22 protein-coding genes and 1 other RNA gene are annotated in these 21,577 nt (G+C 72.2%); 13 read left to right on the forward strand and 10 right to left on the reverse strand.

The window, feature by feature from the left end:
* The first annotated feature begins 1 nt into the window (after position 1).
* Both ACN265_RS06490 and ACN265_RS06495 read left to right on the forward strand, forming a co-directional pair.
* Positions 2–592 carry an FMN-binding protein gene (locus ACN265_RS06490; protein ID WP_421406378.1) on the forward strand — a complete coding sequence of 197 codons (591 nt, stop codon included), beginning with the start codon at positions 2–4 and terminating at the stop codon, positions 590–592.
* Positions 593–640: 48 nt separating this feature from the next.
* On the forward strand, positions 641–1,363 hold the full coding sequence (locus ACN265_RS06495) for an FAD:protein FMN transferase (protein ID WP_204926425.1): 723 nt from the start codon (positions 641–643) through the stop codon (positions 1,361–1,363).
* A 346-nt stretch (positions 1,364–1,709) separates the two neighbouring features.
* On the opposite strand, the gene ACN265_RS06500 is transcribed toward ACN265_RS06495, so the two are convergent.
* Positions 1,710–2,381: a bifunctional DNA primase/polymerase gene (locus ACN265_RS06500; RefSeq protein ID WP_357935456.1), complete on the reverse strand. Its 672-nt coding sequence runs from the start codon at positions 2,379–2,381 to the stop codon at positions 1,710–1,712.
* A 250-nt stretch (positions 2,382–2,631) separates the two neighbouring features.
* Between ACN265_RS06500 and ACN265_RS06505 the strand changes: the two genes are divergently transcribed.
* From ACN265_RS06505 to mctP, 7 genes are all read left to right on the forward strand, one after another.
* Positions 2,632–3,858, forward strand: coding sequence for a helix-turn-helix domain-containing protein (locus ACN265_RS06505; protein WP_204926427.1), 1,227 nt, complete (start codon positions 2,632–2,634; stop codon positions 3,856–3,858).
* A 16-nt stretch (positions 3,859–3,874) separates the two neighbouring features.
* On the forward strand, positions 3,875–4,456 hold the full coding sequence (locus ACN265_RS06510) for a flavoprotein (protein WP_088644828.1): 582 nt from the start codon (positions 3,875–3,877) through the stop codon (positions 4,454–4,456).
* Between the two features lie 90 nt (positions 4,457–4,546).
* Entirely contained in the window at positions 4,547–5,377 is an 831-nt protein-coding gene (locus ACN265_RS06515) for a Nif3-like dinuclear metal center hexameric protein (protein ID WP_204926499.1), read from the forward strand.
* Positions 5,374–6,111, forward strand: a complete 738-nt coding sequence (locus tag ACN265_RS06520) for a zinc ribbon domain-containing protein (protein ID WP_420118595.1) — start codon at positions 5,374–5,376, stop codon at positions 6,109–6,111. Before ACN265_RS06515 ends, ACN265_RS06520 begins: the two co-directional genes overlap by 4 nt.
* Before the next feature lie 4 nt (positions 6,112–6,115).
* The gene (locus ACN265_RS06525) at positions 6,116–7,327 is read left to right on the forward strand and encodes a bifunctional RNase H/acid phosphatase (RefSeq protein WP_204926429.1); all 1,212 of its coding nucleotides are present in this window, start codon (positions 6,116–6,118) and stop codon (positions 7,325–7,327) included.
* Between the two features lie 199 nt (positions 7,328–7,526).
* Entirely contained in the window at positions 7,527–7,769 is a 243-nt protein-coding gene (locus ACN265_RS06530) for a DUF3311 domain-containing protein (protein WP_377683288.1), read from the forward strand.
* On the forward strand, positions 7,769–9,424 hold the full coding sequence (mctP, locus tag ACN265_RS06535; RefSeq protein ID WP_377683286.1) for a monocarboxylate uptake permease MctP: 1,656 nt from the start codon (positions 7,769–7,771) through the stop codon (positions 9,422–9,424). Before ACN265_RS06530 ends, mctP begins: the two co-directional genes overlap by 1 nt.
* 360 nt (positions 9,425–9,784) lie before the next feature.
* Here mctP and ACN265_RS06540 read toward each other — a convergent pair whose 3' ends face one another.
* Positions 9,785–10,264 carry a MarR family winged helix-turn-helix transcriptional regulator gene (locus ACN265_RS06540; protein WP_357935794.1) on the reverse strand — a complete coding sequence of 160 codons (480 nt, stop codon included), beginning with the start codon at positions 10,262–10,264 and terminating at the stop codon, positions 9,785–9,787.
* Positions 10,265–10,333: 69 nt separating this feature from the next.
* Here ACN265_RS06540 and ACN265_RS06545 point away from each other — a divergent pair, with 69 nt between their 5' ends.
* Positions 10,334–11,557: an MFS transporter gene (locus ACN265_RS06545; RefSeq protein WP_421406380.1), complete on the forward strand. Its 1,224-nt coding sequence runs from the start codon at positions 10,334–10,336 to the stop codon at positions 11,555–11,557.
* A 16-nt stretch (positions 11,558–11,573) separates the two neighbouring features.
* Here ACN265_RS06545 and ACN265_RS06550 read toward each other — a convergent pair whose 3' ends face one another.
* Entirely contained in the window at positions 11,574–12,335 is a 762-nt protein-coding gene (locus tag ACN265_RS06550; protein WP_421406381.1) for a sulfite exporter TauE/SafE family protein, read from the reverse strand.
* A 194-nt stretch (positions 12,336–12,529) separates the two neighbouring features.
* On the opposite strand from ACN265_RS06550, the gene ACN265_RS06555 reads away from it, so the two are divergent.
* The 3 genes from ACN265_RS06555 to ACN265_RS06565 all read left to right on the forward strand — a co-directional run bounded on the left by ACN265_RS06555 (position 12,530) and on the right by ACN265_RS06565 (position 14,851).
* Positions 12,530–13,351 carry a hypothetical protein gene (locus tag ACN265_RS06555; RefSeq protein WP_421406382.1) on the forward strand — a complete coding sequence of 274 codons (822 nt, stop codon included), beginning with the start codon at positions 12,530–12,532 and terminating at the stop codon, positions 13,349–13,351.
* 53 nt (positions 13,352–13,404) lie between these two features.
* Positions 13,405–13,823, forward strand: an RNA gene (gene rnpB / locus ACN265_RS06560) — RNase P RNA component class A.
* 242 nt (positions 13,824–14,065) lie between these two features.
* Positions 14,066–14,851, forward strand: a complete 786-nt coding sequence (locus ACN265_RS06565) for a maleylpyruvate isomerase family mycothiol-dependent enzyme (RefSeq protein WP_421406384.1) — start codon at positions 14,066–14,068, stop codon at positions 14,849–14,851.
* 82 nt (positions 14,852–14,933) lie between these two features.
* Here ACN265_RS06565 and ACN265_RS06570 read toward each other — a convergent pair whose 3' ends face one another.
* From ACN265_RS06570 to ACN265_RS06600, 7 genes are all read right to left on the reverse strand, one after another.
* On the reverse strand, positions 14,934–15,221 hold the full coding sequence (locus tag ACN265_RS06570; RefSeq protein WP_421406385.1) for a hypothetical protein: 288 nt from the start codon (positions 15,219–15,221) through the stop codon (positions 14,934–14,936).
* 386 nt (positions 15,222–15,607) lie between these two features.
* Entirely contained in the window at positions 15,608–15,946 is a 339-nt protein-coding gene (locus ACN265_RS06575) for a hypothetical protein (protein WP_421406387.1), read from the reverse strand.
* Between the two features lie 267 nt (positions 15,947–16,213).
* Positions 16,214–16,714, reverse strand: coding sequence for a hypothetical protein (locus ACN265_RS06580; protein WP_421406389.1), 501 nt, complete (start codon positions 16,712–16,714; stop codon positions 16,214–16,216).
* A 157-nt stretch (positions 16,715–16,871) separates the two neighbouring features.
* Positions 16,872–18,368 carry a hypothetical protein gene (locus tag ACN265_RS06585; RefSeq protein WP_421406390.1) on the reverse strand — a complete coding sequence of 499 codons (1,497 nt, stop codon included), beginning with the start codon at positions 18,366–18,368 and terminating at the stop codon, positions 16,872–16,874.
* A 310-nt stretch (positions 18,369–18,678) separates the two neighbouring features.
* Positions 18,679–19,176: a roadblock/LC7 domain-containing protein gene (locus tag ACN265_RS06590; RefSeq protein ID WP_420119510.1), complete on the reverse strand. Its 498-nt coding sequence runs from the start codon at positions 19,174–19,176 to the stop codon at positions 18,679–18,681.
* Positions 19,173–19,544, reverse strand: a complete 372-nt coding sequence (locus ACN265_RS06595; RefSeq protein WP_088644871.1) for a hypothetical protein — start codon at positions 19,542–19,544, stop codon at positions 19,173–19,175. Before ACN265_RS06595 ends, ACN265_RS06590 begins: the two co-directional genes overlap by 4 nt.
* Positions 19,545–19,958: 414 nt before the next feature.
* Complete coding sequence (locus ACN265_RS06600; protein WP_421406391.1) at positions 19,959–21,518, reverse strand: hypothetical protein; 1,560 nt, start codon at positions 21,516–21,518, stop codon at positions 19,959–19,961.
* Positions 21,519–21,577: the final 59 nt, after the last annotated feature.

The following is a 21,577-nucleotide window of genomic DNA, read 5'->3' on the forward strand; positions in this document are numbered from 1 at the left end:
CATGCGTCGCGCGTTGCTCGCGATCACCGGGCTGGCCGCCGGCACCACCGCCCTGGTGGTGCTCAAGGGCGCACCGCAGGACCGCCAGGTCGCCGTGGACCTGCCGGCCGGCGTACCGGTCGGCACGCCGGACCGTACCGGACCCGCCACCCCCGGCGCGACGCCGCAGCGGACCACCGCGACACCCCGGCCGACCGGCCGGCCCGACCCCACCGCCGGCCGCACCCCGGCCGCACGGCGCACCACCCCCGGCGGGGACACCGGCACCCGCCGCACCCCGGCCGCCGGCCGGACCACCGCGCCGAAGCCCACCACCCGTACGGTCACCGGCCCGGTGGTCTCCACCGAGTTCGGCAACGTGCAGGTGCGGATCACCGTCGCCGGCACGCGGATCGTCGACGCGGTGGCGCTGGAACTGCCCCAGGGCGGCCAGTCCGACCTGCGCAGCGACCGGGTCGATGCCGCCTACAGCGGCACCAGCGGCGACGTGGTGCGTCAGCAGGGCGCGAACCTGGACACGGTCTCCCAGGCGACCGCCACCAGCGACGGCTACCGGCGGTCGTTGCAGGCCGCCCTCGACCAGGCCCGCTAGGTGGGCGCGGCGTCGACCCGGCCCGGCCTGCGCCGGGTCGAGCAGGTCATGGGTACGGCGATCAGCCTGGACCTCGCCACCGACCTGCCCGCCGCCAGCCTGCGGGAGTTGGCCGACGACACGTTCCGCTGGCTGCGTGAGGTCGACGCCCGGTTCACCACCTACCGCGAGGACAGCGAGGTGCGCCGCGTCGACCGGGGGGACCTGCCGCTGTCCGGGGCGTCGGCGGACCTGCGCGCGGTGCTGGCCCGCTGCGCCGACCTGTGGGGCGACACCGACGGCTTCTTCGACGCGTACGCCACCGGTCGGCTGGACCCCTCCGGCTACGTGAAGGGCTGGGCCGCCCAGGTCGCCTCGGACCGGCTGGTGGCCGCCGGGGCGGTCGACCACTGCCTCAACGCCGGCGGCGACGTCCGGGTACGCGGGCACTCGTCGTCGGGGCGGCCGTGGCGGATCGGCGTGCGGCACCCGTGGGACGCGGACGCCACCTGCCTGGTGCTCACCGGCACCGACCTGGCCGTCGCCACCTCGGGCGTCTACGAACGGGGGCACCACGTGCTCGACCCGCGCCGGGGCGTACCGGCCCGGGGGTTGCGTTCGGTCACCGTGGTCGGCCCGGACCTGGGTGTCGCCGACGCGTACGCCACGGCGGCGGTGGCGATGGGCGTGGCCGGCGTCGGCTGGCTCGACCGGCTCCCCGGCCACCTGCACGCGGTGGTCACCGACGACGGTCGGCTGCTGCGTTCCACCGCCCTGCCGCTGGCCGACTGAGGCGTCGACGTGGTGGCGGGGTCACCTGCCGGTGGGGGAGTTCACCGGGTCGGACGGTGGGTGCCGGCCGGGCGGGAGCCGTTCGGCCGGGGGCGACCGGGGCGGGAGCCGGCCGGTCGGGTGTCCGACCAGCGGCGGGGCCGTCGCCGGTACGGCGGTTCGGTACCGCCGGTGTGCCGCATCTCGTCCCTGGCCATGTCGTACCCCCGCTCCGGTGGCGCGTGCGCGCCGTCGTGGTGTGCAACGAGTCCGGTGGCGGCGGGGACGCTGGCGGGAACCCGACCCGGCCACGTCCCGCCCCGCCGCTGCCGGCCGGTCAGCGACCGGCGGGTCGGTGGCCGGCGGGTCAGTGGCCGCGTCGGGGCAGCGGGAGCTGGCCGGGCAGCAGCTCCGGGGTCAGCGTCACCCCGTCGGCCCGTAACGTCTCGATCAGGGTGTTCTGCAACAGGTACGAGTCGGGCAGCCGCCAGCGGGCCTGCTCCGGGGCGACCGCCCAGCGCACCGGGCCCTCGGGCAACCGGGTGGGGGGTGCCGGAATCCACGAGCCGGTGCCGTGCCGGACGACGTGGAAGCAGTGTTCCAGCTCGGGGCGCAGCGGGTCGCCGGGGCGGACCAGGAACATCCAGCGTCCGGTCGGGGTCACCACCACCGGGCCCCGGACGCCCGGACCGGCGGGGTGCCCGGGTACGGCGTCGAGCAGTCGCCGGCCCAGGTGTGCCGAGACCTCCAGCACGTCGAAGGCGCGGCCGGTGGGCAGCAGTACCCCGTGCGGGCGGCTGCGCCACCAGGTGGCCACCCGGGCCGGGTCGGTGCTCGCCCCCCGCTCCCAGTTCTCCAGCGCGGGATGGCAGCCGACGGTGGGACAACCGGCCCGGCCGCACACGAACCGGCTGCGCGCCAGGCAGGCGCCGGGGGTCACCTCCCAGCCGTGCACCGCGTACCGCACGGCGATCCGGCGCAGCCGGACCCGTTCGATCGGGGCCAGCTGGGCGACCCGTGGCCCGACGTTCCCCCACATGTCCCGTGCTCTCCTCTGGCCTCGACCGGTCACCGCCACCCCTCACGTCGAGCGCCGTCACTGTCGTGATCCGGGCTCGTTGACACCTGACGAACGACTCGTGCAACTTGCACGAAGGTATGAGAACTGGCTGTACGTGTGACGTACACGCTGTGCGACCAGCGGCAACCTGGGCGGACGGATCGAAGGCGCCCGGTGTGGTCGGCCGGAGCCCGGCCGGACGACCCGGCAGGGGGAGGAACAGGAGAAGATGGACGAGCTTCCGATCGGGCGACGGGTGGCCTACTGGCGCGGGCGACGAAAGATGTCCCAGCAGGTCTTCGCCGACCGACTCGGCAAGTCCAAGAGCTGGGTCGACAAGGTCGAACGCGGGGTCCGCCGGCTGGACAAGTTCTCGGTGCTGTACGAGATCGCCGTGATCCTGCGGATCGACGTGCAACTGCTGCTCGGCAAGGACCCGGAACGGCGTACCGACGCGTTGAGCTGCATCGACCAGTTCGAGGTGCAGGAGATCCGGGCCGCCCTGGAGCAGTACTCCTCGATGACCGCGTACTTCGACGGGGTGTCGTACCCGCCGCCCCTGGCCGACCTGCGCAAGGCCGTCACCCATGCCTGGCTCACCTACCAGTACGGCCGCTACGCGATGCTCACCCGGGCGCTGCCGAAACTGCTGCGCGACGCCCAGGCCGCCGACGCCGGCTACGGCGGCGAGTCGGGGCGGGAGGCCGCCCACCTGCTCGGGCAGGTCTACCAGATCGCCTCCTCGGTGCTGCGCAAGCTGGGCGAGTGCGAGCTGGCCTGGCTGGCCGCCGACCGGTCGATGGCGGTCGCCCAGCGCGCCGACGACCAGCTCCTGGCCGGTGTCGCCACGGCCCGGGTCTGCAACGCGCTGGTGGCGATGGGTCGGGCCCGACCCGCCCTGGAGCTGAACCTCAGCATCGCCAACCAGCTCGCCCCCGGCGGCATGAACGACAGCACGCCGGACCGGCTCTCCGTCTACGGCATGCTGCTGTTGCAGGGGGCGATGGCCGCCGCCCGGTTCGGCGACTCCGACGCCGTCGAGGATCTGCTGTACGGGGCGAACGAGGCGGCGCTGATGCTCGGCAGCGACCAGAACCACTACTGGACCTCGTTCGGCCCGACCAACCTGGAACTGCACCGGGCCGCCGCCGCCGTGGAGCTGGGCGACGGCGGGCGGGCGGTGGAGATCCACCAGCGCATCCCCGAGCCGAGCTTCAACGGGCTGCTGCCCGAGCGGCGGGCCCACCACCTGCTCGACCTGGCCCGGGGCTACACCCAGCTCGGTGACGTCGCGATGGCGGGGGAGATGCTGCTGCGCGGCGACCGGCTCGCCCCGTCCGAGATCCGCTGCCGACCCATCGCCCACGAAGTGATGACCGACGTGCTGCGTCGCACACGGGGTGCGTTGCCCGCGCCGATTGCGGAGTTGGCTGAGCAGATGGGAGTCGGAGTATGAACACGGCGGCGGCCGGATGAGCGGCAGCCCCCACCAGAGCAGTGAGCACCGCGGAGTGCTCTACGTCATCGCCTGCGGTTCGCCGCTGGCCCGTCACCTCGATCGGCTCGTCGGCCTGGCCCAGGACGACGGCTGGGAGGTCTGCGTCGTCACCACCCCCGACGGGGCGAAGTTCGTCGACCGGGCCGCGCTGGCCCGGCAGACCGGGCACCCGGTGCGCACCCACTACAAGAACCCGGGCGACCCGGACCTGCTGCCCGCCGCCGACGCGATGCTGGTCTGCCCGGCCACCGTCAACACGGTCAACAAGTGGGCGGCCGGGATCACCGACACGCTGGCGCTGGGCCTGCTCGTCGAGGGGCAGGGCCGGGGTGTGCCGGTGGTGGTGGTGCCGTTCACCAACGTGGCGATGGCCGCGCACCCGGCGTTCCAGACCGGCCTGCGACGGCTGGGCGAATGGGGTGCCACGGTGCTCTTCGGCGACGACGTCTACCCGCTGCACCCACCCGGTACGGGGGAACGGCACCTGCACGCCTTCCCCTGGGAGGCGGCGGTGGCGGCCCTGCCCGGCCGCTCCCGGGCCACCTCGGCCGCCTGACCCGTCGACGGGCGTGGGCGTGACCGCCACCGTGCGCCGGTAAGCTGACCGGCCGTGAGCACAACCGCGTCCCCGCCGTCCGTCGCCGATGTGGTTGCCGAGCTGGATCGGCGTTACCCGCCCGCCTGGGCCGAGGAGTGGGACCGGGTCGGTCTGGTGCTCGGCGAGCCCACCGACCCGGTCCGCCGCGTCTACGGCACGGTGGACGTCGTCCCCGAGACGGTCGCCGAGGCGCTCGCCGCCGGTGCCGACCTGATCGTCGCGCACCACCCGCTGCTGCTGCGCGGCGTCTCCTCGGTCGCCCCGACCACCTGGAAGGGGCGGATCGTGCACGACCTGATCCGCGCCGGGGTGGCCCTGTACGTCGCGCACACCAACGCCGACATCGCCGCGCCGGGCGTCTCCGACGCGCTGGCCGCCCGGTTCGGGTTGACCGGCCTGCGCCCGCTGCAACCCTCCGCGCCGGGTTCGGCGTCGGCCGGCGGTGGCCGGGGCATCGGCCGGGTCGGTGAGCTGCCCGCCCCGCTGACGCTCGCCGCGTTGACCGAACGCGCCGCCGCCGTCCTACCGGCCACGGTCTGGGGGGTTCGCGCCGGGGGCGATCCCGCGCGTATCGTGCGTACCCTCGCGGTCAGCGGCGGCTCCGGCGACGGCTTCCTGGCCGCGGCGACCGCCGCCGGTGCGGACGCGTTCCTCACCTCCGACCTGCGGCACCATCCCGCCGGTGAGCACCTCGCCGCCGGTGGGCCCGCCCTGCTGGACGCCGCACACTGGGCGACCGAACGACCCTGGCTGGACGACGTGGCCGCCCACCTGCGGGCCGGCTTCGGCGTCGAGACCGTGGTGTCCGACCTGGACACCGACCCGTGGACCGTGCACGCCGCCGCACCCACGACGGACGACAAGGAGCCCCGACCGTGAAGGCTGAACCCCAGGTCCAGCGCCGCCTGCTCGACCTCCAGGCGATCGACACCACCCTCGCCCAGCTCGCCCACCGCCGCCGGTCGCTGCCCGAGCGGGCCGAGCTGGAGGGCCTGGCCCGGGAGCTGTCCGCCCTGGAGGACGAGCGGGTCCGCGCCCAGGTCGCCGTGGACGACCTGGACCGGGACATCGCCCGCCTGGAGAAGGACATCGACCAGGTGCGGGCCCGCAAGAGCAAGGACGAGGCCCGGCTGGCCAGCGGCAGCGGACCGGCCCGGGAACTGGAGGCGCTCCAGCACGAGCTGGTCTCGCTCAACCGCCGCCAGGGTGACCTGGAGGACGCCGAGCTGGAGCTGATGGAGCAGCGGGAGACGGCGCAGGCCACCCTCGACGGGATCGAGGCCCGTCTCACCGAGGCCCGGGACCGGCGGGCCGCCGTCGAGCAGCGCCGCGACGAGAACCTGGCCGCGATCGCCAAGGAGGAGGAGTTCAAGCAGGGCGCCCGCAAGCCGCTCGCCGCCGACCTCCCCGCCGACCTGGTCACCCTCTACGACAAGATCCGCGAGGACACCGGCCTCGGTGCGGCGCTGCTCACCGCGGGGCGCTGCGGCGGCTGCCGGTTGGAGCTGTCCGGCGCCGACCTGGCCCGGATCCGCCGCTCGGACCCGGACGAGGTGGTCCGCTGCGAGGACTGCCGCCGGATCATGGTGCGTACCAACGAGTCGGGGCTGTAGCCCGGTGGCGGTGCGCGCGGTCGTCATCGAGGCCGACGGCGGGTCCCGGGGCAACCCCGGGCCGGCCGGTTACGGTGCCGTCGTCCGGGACCCGGCCACCGGTGAGGTGCTGGCCGAACGGGCCGAGTCGATCGGGACGGCCACCAACAACGTCGCCGAGTACCGGGGTCTCATCGCCGGGCTGGAGGCCGCCGCCGAGCTGGGCGCGGCCGAGGTCGACGCCCGGATGGACTCGAAGCTGGTGGTCGAGCAGATGTGCGGCCGGTGGCAGATCAAGCACCCCGGTCTGCGTCCGCTCGCCGCCCGGGCCGCCGCGCTGGTCGACCGCTTCGAGTCGGTCCGGTTCAGTTGGATCCCCCGGGACCGCAACCGGCACGCCGACGCCCTCGCCAACGCCGCGATGGACACCGCCGCCGGCAGGCCCTCCCGGTCGGCGGCGGGTTCGGCCGGTGGTGAGCCGCCCCGGGAGGTGGCGGGCGCCGACTCGCCCGGCCGGGCGCAGGCCCGCGAGGTCGCCGCCCGGGCCGCCACCCGGTCCACCGGCACCGACCCGGCGACCGCCAAGGCGTCCTGGGAACCGAGGCCGAGTTTCACCGCCACCCGGCTGATCCTGGTCCGGCACGGGGAGACCGAGTGGACCGTGCAGCACCGCTACGCCGGCCGCGCCGACGTGCCGCTGTCCGAGTCCGGTCAGGCCCAGGCACGGGCCACCGCCACCCGGGTGGCCGCGCTGGCCCCGTCCGTCGCGGCCGTGCTCAGCTCCCCGCTGTCCCGGTGTACGGCCACCGCCGAGGCGATCGCCACCGCGCTCGGCGGTCTGCCGGTACGCCCGCAGGACGACTGGATCGAGTGCGACTTCGGCGACTGGGACGGGCACACCTTCGCCGAGGTCCGCGACCGGTGGCCCGGCGAACTGGACGCCTGGCTCGCCTCGACCCGGGTCGCCCCGCCGGGTGGTGAGTCGTTCACCGAGGTCGGGCAGCGGGTCGACCGGGCGATGGTGGCGCTGCGGGAGGCGTACCCCGGGGAGACCGTGGTGGTCGTCTCGCACGTCTCGCCGATCAAGCTGGCCCTGCGCGACGCCCTCGCGGCCGGCGACGCCCTCCTGCACCGGCTCTACCTGGACGCGGCCGGCATCTCGGTGCTCGACATGTGGCCCGACGGGGGCGTCGCGGTCCGTTCCGTCAACGACACCGCCCACCTCCCGGTCCGCTGATTCCGGATCGTCCCCCGAACCGGCCCGGGATTCCCGGGCCGGTTCGTCGTCGGTCGATGCGTCAGGCCCCTCGTCATGCCGTTCGGCGCAGCCGGAACGCCGTTCGGCGCATCGTCAAGCGCCAATTGATCGTGACCGGCCGCACCGGGTCGTAGCGTCCGGCCGTTACTGGCCGGAACGACTACCGGAGGTAGGTCAGATGACCGCTGGCGAACCGGAGACGCCGGGTACGGCGTCGTCCAGGGCGAAGGACCACAGCCCCTGGAACTGGTTGCTCTTCGTACCGATCGTGGTGCCGCTGATCCCGGCGCTGTTCAACGCGGACTCGCCCCGGATCTTCGGCTTCCCGCGCTTCTACTGGCTGCAACTGGTCTGGATCCTGCTCGGGGTGGCCACCACCACGCTGGTCTACCAGATGACCAAGAAGCGGGGAACCCGCTGATGTGGCGTGATCATCTGACCGAGATCATCGTATTCTCGGCGCTCTTTCTGCTGGTCAGCGCGATGGGTTTCGTGGCGGCCCGGTGGCGGGCGCCGAAGGACATGGCGCACCTCGACGAGTGGGGGCTGGGCGGGCGCAGCTTCGGCGGCTGGATCACCTGGTTCCTGGTCGGCGGTGACCTCTACACGGCGTACACGTTCGTGGCGGTGCCGGCGCTGATGTTCGGGGCGGGCGCGGCCGGGTTCTTCGCCGTGCCCTACACGATCGTCATCTATCCACTGGTGTTCCTGGTGCTCTGCCGGCTCTGGTCGGTGTCGCACCGGCACGGGTTCGTCACCCCGGCCGACTTCGTCCGCCGCCGGTTCGACTCGCCGGTGCTGGCGCTGCTGATCGCGATCACCGGCATCGTGGCGACCATGCCGTACATCGCGTTGCAGCTGGTGGGCATCGAGGCGGTGCTCAAGACGATGGGGGTCACCGGGGACAGCGCGGTGGCGCGGCACCTGCCGATCATCATCGCCTTCGCGATCCTGGCCGCCTACACCTACCAGTCCGGGTTGCGCGCCCCGGCGCTGATCGCGTTCGTCAAGGACAGCCTGATCTACATCGTGATCCTGGTGGCGGTGATCTACCTGCCGTACAAGCTGGGGGGTTGGGGTTCGATCTTCGACGCGGCGGACGCGAAGTTCGCGGCCTCGCCGAACCCGAACGACGGCATCCTGCTCAACGCCAACAACCAGCTCCAGTACGTCACCCTGGCGTTCGGTTCGGCGCTGGCGCTGTTCCTCTACCCGCACAGCATCACCGGTGTGCTGGCCAGCCGGAACCGGGACGTGATCAAGCGGAACATGTCGGCGTTGCCGGCGTACAGCCTGCTGCTCGGCCTGATCGCGCTGCTCGGCTTCATGGCGATCGCGGCCGGGGTGAAGCCGCTGCCGGGGGCGAAGGAGGGCACCGTCGACAGCAACACGGTGGTGCCGGTGTTGTTCGACCAGCAGTTCCCGGACTGGTTCGCCGGGGTGGCGTACGCGGCGATCGGCATCGGCGCGCTGGTGCCGGCGGCGATCATGTCGATCGCGGCGGCGAACCTGTTCACCCGCAACATCTACAAGGAGTACCTGAAGCGGGACGCCAGCCCGGCGCAGGAGGCGAACGTCTCGAAGATCACCTCGCTGGTGGTGAAGGTCGGCGCGGTGGCCTGCATCGTCTTCCTCGACCCGCAGTTCTCCATCGACCTCCAGCTCATCGGCGGTGTGATCATCCTCCAGACGCTGCCGGCGGTGGCGCTGGGCCTCTACACCCGCTGGTTCCACCGGGGCGCGCTGATCGCCGGCTGGGCGGCCGGCATGGGGCTGGGCATGTGGATGCTCTACCAGATCCCCAACCCGGCGTCGAAGCGCGCGCACTTCGGCGGGTCGGCGTTCCCGCTGTCCGACTTCGGCTTCGACACCAAGAAGACGATCTACGTGGGCATCGTCGCCGTGCTGGTGAACCTGGTGGTGGCGGCGCTGGTCACGCTGGTGCTGCGGGCGGCGAAGGTGGCCGAGGGCGTGGACGGCACCACCCCCGACGACTACTTCGCCGACGAGGGCGACCCCCGCGTCACCCCCGGCCCCGACCGCGACGCCGACTCGGCCCGCGAACCGGTCGCCTGACCCCGCCGGCCCCCCACCCTCCCCGCTGCGCCCCCGCCCCGCCCCGCTCCACCCCGCCCCGTCCCGCTCCACCCCGTCCCGCCCACCCCGGTGATCAAGAGGTTCGCGTCAACATTCCGCTGGAAACTGACGCGAACCTCTTGATCACGCGACCGACCCGGCCGTCAGGCCACCCGCCGGCCGGTGGGAGGCGGTGGGGGTCGGTGATCAAGAGGTTCGCGTCACCTATCGGGTGTGCAGGTGACGCAAACCTCTTGATCACCGGGGCGGGGAGGGGGAGCCGGAGCGGGTGAGGGTGGGGGAGCCGGGGCGGGTGGGAGGGGGACCGGGGCGAGGGAGTGGCGGGGCGGGTGGGCGGGGTCAGCGGCGGCGGGTGCGGGAGTCGAGGGCCTGGTTGAGCCGGCCCAGCAGGGTGGCCAGGGTGTCCCGGTCGGTGGAGGACCAGTCGGCCAGGATGTCGCCGTAGAGCCGGGTCCGGGCGGCCTGGACGGCGGCCATCCGGTGCAGGCCGGCGGGGGTGGGGGAGATCACCGTGCCCCGGCCGTCCGCCGGGTCGGGGGCGCGGGCGATCAGGCCGTCGCGTTGCAGCGCCGAGACCTGCCGGGTGACCGTGGAGCCGTCCAGGTTGAGCCGGGCGGCCAGCGCCGAGACGTTCTGCGGGCCGGTGGCGTCCAGGTGGCGCAGGATCACGTACGCCGCCCGGTCGAGGACCCGGTGCTCGGCGCTGCCGGTGGCTCGGCGGGTGGCCTCGCCCAGCCGCATCAACAGGGCGACCTCGGTCTCGATCCGGCCGAGGGTGGCCTCGCCCGACTCCGTTCGCTTCGCCTGGTCGTCGCTCATAGCTGTATGATACAACAGAATTACCTGTACGATACAGCTATATGTGGCTTCGGCCCGACAGGAGGCGGAGTGGACCGGCGAACCGAGCCCCACCGCAGTGCCATCTACGCCACCACGCTGGTGGCCTTCCTCGCCATCGCCGGCATCGCCGTGGTGGACCCCATCCTGCCCGTCATCGGCACCGCCATCGGCGTCACCGCCTGGCAGGTCGAACTGCTGTTCACCGCGTACATCGCGGTGATGGCCGTCGGGATGATCCCGGCGACCCTGGCCAGCGGACGCTTCGGCTTCAAGCCGGTGCTCGTCACCGGCGTCTCGGTGGTCGGCCTCGCCGCCATCGCCGCCTCGTTCAGCAACGACATCGTGCAACTGTCGGTGCTGCGCGGCGTGTGGGGGCTGGGCAACGCGATGTTCTTCGCCACCGCCATGGTGGTCCTGGTCAACCTCGCCAACGACCGGGAATGGGTGGTCGGCCTCTTCGAGACCGCGCTCGGCCTCGGCTTCGCCGTCGGCCCGCTGATCGGTGGCCTGCTCGGCGAGATCAGCTGGCGACTGCCGTTCTTCGTCTGTGGCGTGTTCATGGTGTTCGCCCTGCTGGTGGCCGCCCGCAAGCTCCGTGAGCCGACCCACCGGCAGCCGCCCGTACGACTGGGGCAGATCTTCGCCACCTACCGCCGGCCGGCGTTCATCACCCTCTGCGTGGTCACCGCCGCCTACAACTTCGTCTTCTTCGTGGTGCTCGGCTACACGCCGCTCTTCCTCGGCCTCGACGTCATCCCCCTCGGCCTCGCCTTCACCGGCTGGGGCCTCGGGCTGGCCGCCGGCATCCTGCTCATCGGCCACCGGCTCGCCCACCGGATCGGCGCGGTGCAGACCGTCGGGGTGGCCCTGGTCGGCCTGCTGGCCTGCATGGTCCTCTTCGCCACCTCGGCCGGCACCGTCGAGTCGCTGGTGGTGCTCGTCGTCGCCGGCCTGTGTATGGGCATGGCCAACGCCAACCTCACCGACCTGGCCCTCGGCCTCGGCTCCGCCGACCGGCGGGTCGCCACCGGCGCGTTCAACCTGGTCCGCTGGGGTGCCGCCGCACCCGCCCCGATCCTCGCCGGCAAGCTCGCCGAACACGGGCTGGCGCTGCCGTTCTGGGTCGGCGCCGGGGTACTCGCCGCCGGCCTGCTGGTCTACCTGGCCTGCGCGCACCTGATGGCCGCCGGCTACGGCGAACGGCTGCTCTGGTCCCGCTGGAACCGGGCCGCCCGGCAGGCCGAGCACGAACCCGTCGGGGAGGCGTACTGAGCGGCCCCGGGATCGCTCAGCCCAGCGCCCGCCAGAGCAGGTAGAGGCCGATCGCCGTACCGAAGCAGACGATCAGCGTCCGGAGCACCACCGGTGGCAGGCGGCGGGTCACCCGCGCCCCCACGTACCCGCCGAGCATCGTGGCCGGCGCGACCACCGCGACCGCCGCCCAGTTGACCGGACCGAACAGGGCGAACACCACGAGCGTGGTCAACCCCACCACGGCCGACAGCAGGTTCTTCACCGCCGACACCCGGGCCAGCGTCGCGTCCAGCACCAGGGCCAGGCCGGCCACCAGCATCACCCCGAGCGCCGCGCCGAAATAGCCGCCGTACACCGTGCCGACCGCGACCATCGCCTGCACCGTGAGGGTACGGCGGCGCGGGCCCAACTCGGCCGGATGCCCGACCAGCCGACGCAGCGGCCCCTGGAAGGCCAACACCGCGGTCGCCCCGAGCACCAGGAACGGCACCACCAGGTCGAACGCCCGCGCCGGGGTCGCCAGCAGCAGCACGCAACCGACCCCCGTGCCGAGCACCGCCGTCGGCAGCAACGGCCACAGCGTCCGCCGGGGCGGCAGATCCATCCGGCTGCCCGCCACACTCGCCGCGTAGCCGGGGAAGACCGACACCGAGTTGCTGACGTTCGCCGCCACCGGCGGGATGCCCACCGCGATCATCGCCGGGAAGGTGATCAGCGAACCACCGCCGGCCGCCGCGTTCACCGTGCCCGCGGCGAGACCGGCGATGACCAGCAGAAAAACGTCCGAGAGCCCCATGGTGCCCAGAGGCTAGTACCACGGACGTACGGCGGGATCAGGCGGACCGCCGCACACCGCCCCGTGGGACCGACGCAGGTCCGCGCGGTCATCTGTCAAGGATCAGGCAGTTCGTGGTGCCGACAGTCGGCAGAGCCTAATGTCGATGCCTCCCGGGGCGGTCGCGCCGGCCGGACAGCAGCTGCGGAGGAACCTTGCTCGGGAGATTCATCGCGTTGGCCGGCGCCGTCGTCAAGAACGCCATGCTCTACATCCTCATCGCGGGCCTGTGCCTCTACGTCCTGGGCATGTTCCTCTGGCGCGAGCTCGGCGCCCTGCAGAAGTACCAGGTGCCGTTCCTGGCCACCACGCTCTTCTTCATCCTCGTCTTCGTGGTGGCGCAGACGGCGGTGCTGGACCGGCACCGTCAGTCGCTGGCCTCGATCGAGCTGAACGTGTCCGGCCTGGCCCTGCTCGCCGAGCAGGCCGGTCGCGCCGTCGACGTGCAGGTGTACGAGGACGACCAGGTCTACGAGGCCACCCGGCAGGCCGTGCAGAACGCCCGCGAACGGGTCTGCGTCAGCTACCTGCGCAGCCACGGGCCGAACCCGGTGGGCGCGGCGGCCCGCCACATCCAGGCATGCCGGGAGTGGGCGCTCAGCTCGCCGCACCACCGCTTCCGCCGGGTCATCCTGCACAGCGACGAGGAGGCCATGGCCGAATTCCTGGCCACCGAACTCGCAGCCGTGCGGGCGGCCAAAGCCAAGGGCCACCGGTACGGGGTCAAGCTGCTGACCGAGTCCCGGCACGCGGCGGAGGCGTTCAGCATCGGCATCTACGACGACGATCTGGTCATCATCACGTACTCCACCGACTCCCACCGGCACGTCGCCTTCAGTATCCGCAGCCAGGACGTGGTGAACCGCTGCTTCCGCTTCTACTTCGAAAGCCTCTGGGGGTCCGCCACCGACATCGAGAAGTGCATCGGTACCCCCTCCGCAGCCGAGCTGCCCGCCCCAGCCGAGGCCGACCGGTAGCCACCGCTACGACGCGTCCCGCCGGCACCTCGTTAGGATGGGAGCGCGACGGACGAGTCGACCGGGCGGTCGCGTCGGCGGGCTGCGGCCCGCCGCCGAGGAACGTCCGGACTCCACAGGGCAGGGTGGTTGCTAACGGCAACCCGGGGCGACCCGCGGGACAGTGCCACAGAAAACAGACCGCCGACCCCACCCGGGGACGGTAAGGGTGAAACGGTGGGGTAAGAGCCCACCAGCACCCCGGGTGACCGGGGTGGCTCGGTAAACCCCACCCGGAGCAAGGCCAAGCAAGGGCCGTCACCGCAAGCTGACGACCCGGCGCAGACGCTTGAGGGCTGCCCGCCCGATGTCTGCGGGTAGGCCGCAGGAGCCTGTCGGCGACGGCAGGCCGAGATGGATGGCCGCCGCCGGTGCGGGCCCCGCGAGGGGTACGCACCGCGCACAGAATCCGGCGTACAGGTCGACTCGTCCGTCGCCCACCAGCTCAGAGCCGTGATTATGGCTCTGAGCTGGTTCTATGTTCGGGCATCGATGGTCTACCCCGGCTTCACCCCTCCGGTCTGCACCCACCTGCTGCCCACCAGCGGGGAACGCGCCCGGCGTGCGACCGACAATCTCACCCAAGAACCCCGGCCGACGACCTGACCTCCGACCTGTTGTGATCGGTAGCGAAATTCGCTGTTCGGTCGTCGGAACCCAGTGATACAAAGCCCGGTGCACAAAGTTCTCACGTTCCCTGACCATCTGCGGCTGATCGACGAACGGTCGACCGCCTTCCGCGCTGCGGTCGCCGCAGCACCCAGCCTCGACATGCAGGTGCCGACCCATCCCGGGCGGACGCTGTTCGATCTCGTGCAGCACGTGGGCATGAGCCGCCGCAAGTCAGCCGCCATCGTCGCCGCTGGGCCCGCAGACGCGCCTCCGGAGAAGTCGGCCTGGGACGACGGCACGGGTGCGCCTCGTGAACGCGATGCACTGCTGGTCTGGTGGACGGAGTCCGTCGAGTTGCTGACGAGCGTGCTACGTGAGGCTGGCCCGGACCGCAGGTGTTGGACGTGGTGGGATGACTCGCCGTCACCGCAAACCTCTGGTGCGTGGGCCCGGCGTCAGGTGCCGGAGATCGCGGTGCACACCTACGACGTCCAGCTCACCCTGGGTGCCCCGCAGCCGCTACCGGAGGAGGTCGCCCTCGACGGTTTCGACGACTGCCAGTTCACCCTTTGCGCGACGACGATCGCCTGGCCGCATGCCGCAGCCGTCGTCGACTACCACGCCACCGAGGGCCGTTCCTGGCGCCTTCGGCTCTCCCAGGCAGGCGCGGACGTCGCCCGCCTCACGCCCGGTGCCGGAGGGGGCATCGGTACGCCCGACGCCTCCGCCGAGGGCACGGCCAGTGACCTGGTCCTGTTCTTCTACGGCCGGATACCGCTGGAGTCGCTGAAGTTCGAAGGCGACCGTCGTGTCTTCGATCAGCTCGCGGCCTGGGACCCATCTGTGTGACAACCAACGACACGGTGTGATGATCTTGAGCCGGCATCCAGGTCGACTCGTTCGTCGCCCACCAGATGCGCATCGGCTCCGCTCACCGCACGACCGTCCGTTCATCGATGCTGTGATGTGGCTCGGTGAGGAAGACGTCGAGGGAAACGGGGCCGTGGGCGATGTTCCACGTGTCCAGACGGTAGAGCCAGTCTCCCGTGCAGTGACCGGTGAAGCGGTAGTTGATCTGCCAGCGCAGCCAGCGGCCCCGGGCGAGGCGTACGGCCGGCGGGCGACGGTGTCGGCGGGGCATGCCCCGGGCCGACGGGATCACCTCGACGCGGATGTGGTCCCCGCTGTGACGAAGCTGGACGGCATCGCGGGCTGGCACGCGTCGTGCAGTCGGGCATGCGGTTGAAACCCGTCCCGCTCGTGCATGGTGACTTCATGGGTGTGGCGGGCGTGGATCTGCGGTAGCGCGAACGCCGAGGGAGCGGCGTTGCGGCGGGCAGCGTGGTGACCTCCCCGTGACTGCTTGGTCCAGCAGACGCGTACCCACTGAGCCACGATGTCCACCCGATCGATGCTGCCTGCTCCCTGGTCGCCGGACAATCCGATACCACTCCCGTGGGCGTGCAGACAGCGACGCAGGGGCTCGCTGGTCGCGAGGTGCCGACGGTGTGACAAGTCTGAGCCGTACTTGCCTCGGCTCAGACTTGTCACACCGGTGCCCCGCCTATCCTGAAATGCGATGCCGGGACACCCGTCGGAGAATGGTCAGCTGCGTGCTTCCAGCCAGCGGTAGCTCAGGATGACACCGATGGCGGGGCATTCCCTGCGGGAGATGCGGGTCGCCGACGTTCCCGTGTTCTTCCATTCCCCGTAGTAGTCCTGGCCGTTCGAGCAGTGGATGCCCACCCGATGTGTTCCGGTACCCGACGTGCACTTCGTCGTGCCACCGATCCCCACACCGTCCTCGTAGATGGTCGCGACCTCGCAGTTGCTCGGGAATGCGTGTGCCGGCGTTGCTCCCACCAGTCCGGCCGCACCGACCATGGCGACCACCGCGACTCGGCCGAGTTGACGGCGAACGCCCTTAGTCACGAAACTCTCCATTTGCTATCTCCTCGCCTGCGGGAAAGGACTCGGCGGACGCCGAGGCTCCACATTGAGGATCCCCGTGTATCGTCGTACGACTGCCTGTGACCTTAGCAATCGGTTCGGTTGGCGACCAGCCCCGGGCGCGCACAATTCTTGTCGGATCGTCGCGACAGCGTTTCTGGCGCTGAAAGACAACGCAGAATGGCATGCACGGACAACGTCGACCGTTGACTGCGGGACTTTCGTGCCATTCCGACCTGCGGCACCGCCAGCACGTTCCTGTCAGTCGTGGTCGCGGCAGCCGACCTGGTCGCCGATCTCCTTCGGGATGCCGTACGGGCTGCACTCCAGCGCGCTGCCCTCACCGATCTTCTTCCACCCGCTCGCCGAGTGCTCGAACACCAGCACCCCGTCCCCCTGCTGCGACGGGTCGACGGCGAGCACCCCGGCGGTCGCCCACTGCCGGGCGCATTTGATGTGGTCGGGGTCGATCCGGTGGGTCTTCCTGTCCAGCCCGGACACCTGCTGGAGGGTCGCGGCACCGACCGGGCAGGCCGCTCGGGTGGCCGCCGGGGCGGCGGACGCCGTGCCGCGCGTCGGCGACGGGCTGCCGGCGGACGAGGGAGCGGCGGTGCCGCCGGGTGGGGACGACGCGGCGTCCGAACCGGTCACCGGGCCGGGGGAGCCGGAGCCGGCCACCGGACCGGCCGGCGCGGGGTCGCAGGCGGCCAGTGCCGCCAGCAGGGCGAGGGGTACGAGGGCACGCAGGGCGTTCAGGGACATCGTTCCTCCAGATCGGACGTCTCCGGGACTCTGTGGAGTACACCCCTGGGCGGTGGTGCAGGTTTACCGCTGTCGGGCATCCGATCGGCGTGTGGTCGCGGTGCAACGACAGGGTCGTCCGGGCGTTGACGAGGCCCGGACGACCCGTCTGTTCAGCTCAGGTGGTGCACACGCGACCCCCGTCGGCGGCCAGGCTGGCGAGGGAGCACACCTTCAGCAGCGGATAGTGCGGCCCCATCACGGTGGCGGCCGTCTCCGCCGTGCTGTCCACCGGCACGTTCTGGGTGGCGTGCGGGAACCCGGCCACCGGCAGCAGGTTCCGCAGCAGCACCATGTGTGGGGCCAGCGGGTACGAGACGGAGAACGGCAGGAAGGTCGCGTCGGCCACCGCCTCGATGGCCGCCCGCTGCTGCTCCCGGCCGAGCACGTACGTGTAGTAGCCGTGCCGGTCGAGGCGGGTGTCGTCGTCGTAGCGGCAGCCGAGACTCGCCGGCGCGTCGGTGAACCGGTTGATCACGACGGGCTTGACCTGGCCGCCGAGGTTGGTGCACATCGAGAAGTAGCGCAGGTCGGCGTGCCGGCGCGGCCAGATGTCCGGATGGTTGCCGGTGACCGCCCGCGGTGCCCGACCCCGGATCACCAGCACCTGGTCCGCCGCGGGCGGGGTGACCCAGGTCCCGAGGTAGGCGTTGTCGGGGTTGGGGGCGAGGTTCTCCACCTCCGACGTCCGGGTGAAGAGCTTCTGCCCGGTCTCCTCCGGATGCCCCGGCCCGCCCGGCCCGCCCGGCCCGCCCGGCCCGCCCGGCCCGCCGGGTCCACCTGGCCCGCCGGGTCCACCTGGCCCGCTGGGTCCGCCGGGTCCGCCCGGCCCACCGGGATGACCAGGGCCGCCGGGGTGGCCGGGTCCACCAGGGCCAGGTCCGCCGGGGTGACCGGGGCCGCCGGGTCCACCGGGGCCGGGGCCGCCGGGATGGCTGGGTCCGCCGGGATGCCCCGGCCCGTCCCCGGGACCGCCTGCGCCGGACAGCCCCGCCTCCCGGGCGTTGGTGGTCGCCGGGGTGGTGGGGGTGCCGCCTCCTCCCGGCGGGCAGGGCGGCAGGGTCTGCGACACCCCGTCGAGGGTGAGGGTCATGGTGGGCAGGACGACGGTCGCGTCGCCACCGGCGGGCAGGTAGACCCGGAAGATGACCGATGCCTTCGCGCCGGGCAGTGCGTCCTCCCGCGCCAGGGGCATCCGGTTGGTCTGCCCGAAGGCCACGTCGTGGGCGATGGTGAGGGTGAACCGACCGCCCGGCGCGGCGCCGGTCTGCCACGGATTCCTGCTGCCCGCGTCCGGCGTGATGAGGTAATCGGGCATGCTGGAGCTGACGCCATTGCGGGTGAAGTAGGTGGGCTTGTCGTCGTACACGTTGAAAGACACGTACCTGGCGTCGGGGAAGGTTCCGGAGAGCGTGATTTCCAGGCCCGGCGTGACCGGATAGACGGTCGACCAGTAGGTGGCGGCGGTGTCCGGCCAGTAGGCGTTCAGGCTCGTCGCCCCGTACTTCGACGGCCAGGCGCAGGTGGGCATGGTGACGCCGGAGCCGACGGCACGGTCTGCCTCGGCGGGGGCGGCTACCAGGGGGACGGTCAGCGCGAGCAGCCCTGACAGCAACAGAAACTGCCGACGCGTGGCCCGCGTCGCAGGTGCGGATACGGAGAGTCGCATGCGTCGACTTGATCAGAAACATGTGTCGACGTAGTTACTTTCACGGTCAATTATCGTTGCTGTGTCGCGCGTTTTCGGCCAATCTGTGATTACTATTTCCCGGCAGTGGAGATTATTTCGGACAAGCCAGTTCCAGGGGGTCTGGTCGGCTGCTGCGGTGGAGTGTGGACAGAGGTCGGGATTCACCCGTTAGATCGGGTCTTCCGTCCCTTCCGGCGGGGGAGCGGCGTGCACGGCCGCGCCCCCGCCGTGCGGGTCAGGCCTCCGTCGGGACCGGGGTCAGCAGCGCCGCGATCCGGCCGGCCACCCCCGGGGCGTTCAGGTGCAGCCGGGCGACGTTGACGGTGTCCGTGCCGATCACGGCGAGCAGGGCCTGCTCGCTGACCGCGTAGACGCTCAGGTAGCCGCCCTGGTTGCGGACCGTCGACTGTTGGAAGTCGCCCTGGCCGAGCCGCATGCCGACCTGCCGGCCGAGGCCGAAGGTGGTCGCGGCGAGCGCGGCCAGGTCGTTCGGGTCCACCTCGTTCTGCAGATTGTGCGTGATGAGCAGGCCGTCGACGCCACCCAGGACGCAGCCCTGAACCCCGGGGATCTCGTGCCTGAGCTCCGCCAACTCACGACTGATCGCCGGGTACGGCAGCGAGCGGTCCCCGGCCAGCGACGGCGGGAGCGGCCGGGCGGCAGGCGGGGCGGCGGCGCGGGACGCGCGGGCCGAGCGGCGGGGCAGGGCGGTCTCGGTCTTGTCTGCGGTCACAGTTCCAGGCTCTCCTCGATGGTGCGCAGCTGGTGCCGGGCCATCGCCAGGTTGGCCCGGCTCTTGCTCACCATCAGGTAGAGGAAGAGGCCCTTGCCGGTGCGGCCGGTCAGCGGGCGGATCAGATGGTACTGGCTGCCGAGGGTGATCAGGATGTCCTCGATCTCGTCCTCGATCTTGAGCATCTCCAGGGTGCGCATCTTGGCGCGGACGACGTCGGTGTTGCCGGCGGCGGCGACGGTCAGATCGATCTCGCCGGTGCCGCCGGCCACGCCGAGGGTCATGCCGCTGCTGTAGTCGACGAGCGCCACCCCGATCGCTCCGTCGATATTCATCGCGTTCTTCAGGGCGACGTCCAGGCTAGCCACGGTGGTGTTCTCCCGGTTCGGCAGGGCGGCGCCGTCGACATCGTCGTCGTCCCGCCCAGGTGGCGGGCGATGGCAGCGCCGCAAGAGGTCTGACGAGGCTCGCACACACCCCGGGTCGGTCGCACCCGGGGCCGCCGCATCGGGGCTGTCCGGCCGACCCGGGTCGGCCGGCGGTCCCGTCGAGGGGACCAGGTGAGGGATGGTCCGTCTCGGCGGTGAGCTGATAGCAGGTACCTGGTCCGGATGGTAGGGCCGGAAGTCCCCGACCCGTCGGCCACCGCGCGCCACGGCGGCTGTCCCGACCGTGGACACCACGGACGACGGTTCAGCCGGACCAGGCGACGGTCCGGGCCGTCCGGTCGAAGTGCCGGCCCAACTCCGCGTCGAGACGCTCCATCCGGCTGTCGTCCAGCGTCACCGTCGGCTCCTGCGGGGTGCGGGCGGTGAGCATCCGGTGGCGCAGCCCGGCCGGCGGGTGCGGGCGTCCGGTGTCGTACCACCGGCTTTTCGGCCCACCCCGCGCGGCGTCGCGGCGGCCCCGCAACCCGGGCCGACCCGGTGTGGCGGGGGCCGGTTCCGACGACGTCCGGGCAGGTCGGGGGCGATTTCGCGGTTTCGCCTCCGGGACCGTCGAGCACGTCTACTGTGGATGTGGTCGCGACCAATTGCGGCGATCCGGTGGCGGTCGGGCTGCGCCCGGTGCACAGTGATCTCATGAACGACAGCGGAAGTGGTGGGCACTACTACTGGTGCACCCGACACCACCGGGTCGAGACCGATGCCGACGTGTGCCCTGCCAAGCACGTTCTCGGACCGTATCCCTCGGCTGCCGACGCGGAGAACGCCCTGCAGAAGGTGCAGGAGCGTAACGAGGCGTGGGAGGCCGAAGACGCCCGCTGGGCCGGGGAGGGCAACTGAACGGCGCGGGACGGCCCGCGTCGAGGACTCCGTGCCTCCGTGAGGAGGCACGCGGGAGCATGTCCCCAAGGAGGGAACCGAGATGGCCGAAGCAGCACAGGCCACCACCCGCCCGGCCGCGACGAAGACCGCCGCCGCGCAACGAACCGCAGGCGCGACCCGGAGCACCGCGGCCCGCCGCTCGACCACGACCACGGCTGCCGCCCGCAAGGCGTCGGCCGGCCGGGCCACGGCGAGCGCGGCGGGCGCCGGCTCGGGCCGGACCCCGTCCACCGGCACCGCCAGGAAGACGGCGACGAAGGCCCCGGCCGCCAGGAGCACCGCGTCGAAGGCCCCCGCCTCGAAGTCGACGGCGAAGAAGGCGCCGGCGGCCCGCAGCGCCGCGTCGAAGGCCCCCGCGTCGAGGTCCACGGCGACGAAGGCCCCGGCGAAGAAGACCGCCAACAAGACCACCGCCGCCGCCCGTAAGACCGCCGGGGCGGCGAAGAAGACCACTGCCGCCGCCCGGAGCACCGCGGCGAAGAAGACCACCACGGCGAAGCGGACGACCGCGGCGGCGGCGAAGAAGACCACCGCGACCGCCCGGACGGCAGCCAAGAAGGCGACGGCCGTGAAGAAGACGTCACCCGGCAGGAAGACGACACCCGCCGCGAAGAGCACGGCCGCCAGGAAGACCACGGCCGTGAAGAAGACGACGCCCGCGAAGACGACGGCGGCCCGCAAGACCACGCCCGCGAAGAGGGCCACGCCCGCGAAGAAGACCACGGTGGCGAAGAGGACCACGGCGGCGAAGAAGGCCACGCCCGCGAAGAAGGCCGCCGCCACGAAGGCCCCGGCCCGCAAGTCGACCGCCAGGACCGCCCCCGCGTCGAAGTCGACCGCGAAGGCGGCGCCGGCCCGGAAGACGAGCGCGACGACCGCCCGCAAGGCGGCGGCGACGAAGACCACGGGCACGACCGCCCGCAAGGCCACCGCCCGCAAGGCCACCGCCCGTAAGGCGCCCGCGCGGACGGCGGCGGCGCGGGCCACCGCACCGGCGCGCGCCCGCAGGACCACCGGCTGACCGTACGGGGCCTGCGGCCCGATCGCCGGCGAGCGGATCACGCGGCACGCTG

The organism is Micromonospora sp. WMMD730 (assembly GCF_049178955.1).
Taxonomy (GTDB): Bacteria; Actinomycetota; Actinomycetes; order Mycobacteriales; family Micromonosporaceae; genus Micromonospora; species Micromonospora wenchangensis.

Coding starts and splice junctions, on each gene's coding strand:
- ACN265_RS06550 (WP_421406381.1), bottom strand. CDS start 12,335: ATGGGGCTCTCGGACGTTTTTCTGCTGGTCATCGCCGGTCTCGCCGCG.
- ACN265_RS06500 (WP_357935456.1), bottom strand. CDS start 2,381: ATGTGGGGGAACGTCGGGCCACGGGTCGCCCAGCTGGCCCCGATCGAA.
- ACN265_RS06540 (WP_357935794.1), bottom strand. CDS start 10,264: ATGAGCGACGACCAGGCGAAGCGAACGGAGTCGGGCGAGGCCACCCTC.
- ACN265_RS06510 (WP_088644828.1), top strand. CDS start 3,875: ATGAGCGGCAGCCCCCACCAGAGCAGTGAGCACCGCGGAGTGCTCTAC.
- mctP (WP_377683286.1), top strand. CDS start 7,769: ATGTGGCGTGATCATCTGACCGAGATCATCGTATTCTCGGCGCTCTTT.
- ACN265_RS06575 (WP_421406387.1), bottom strand. CDS start 15,946: ATGGAGAGTTTCGTGACTAAGGGCGTTCGCCGTCAACTCGGCCGAGTC.
- ACN265_RS06580 (WP_421406389.1), bottom strand. CDS start 16,714: ATGTCCCTGAACGCCCTGCGTGCCCTCGTACCCCTCGCCCTGCTGGCG.
- ACN265_RS06490 (WP_421406378.1), top strand. CDS start 2: ATGCGTCGCGCGTTGCTCGCGATCACCGGGCTGGCCGCCGGCACCACC.
- ACN265_RS06495 (WP_204926425.1), top strand. CDS start 641: ATGGGTACGGCGATCAGCCTGGACCTCGCCACCGACCTGCCCGCCGCC.
- ACN265_RS06505 (WP_204926427.1), top strand. CDS start 2,632: ATGGACGAGCTTCCGATCGGGCGACGGGTGGCCTACTGGCGCGGGCGA.
- ACN265_RS06530 (WP_377683288.1), top strand. CDS start 7,527: ATGACCGCTGGCGAACCGGAGACGCCGGGTACGGCGTCGTCCAGGGCG.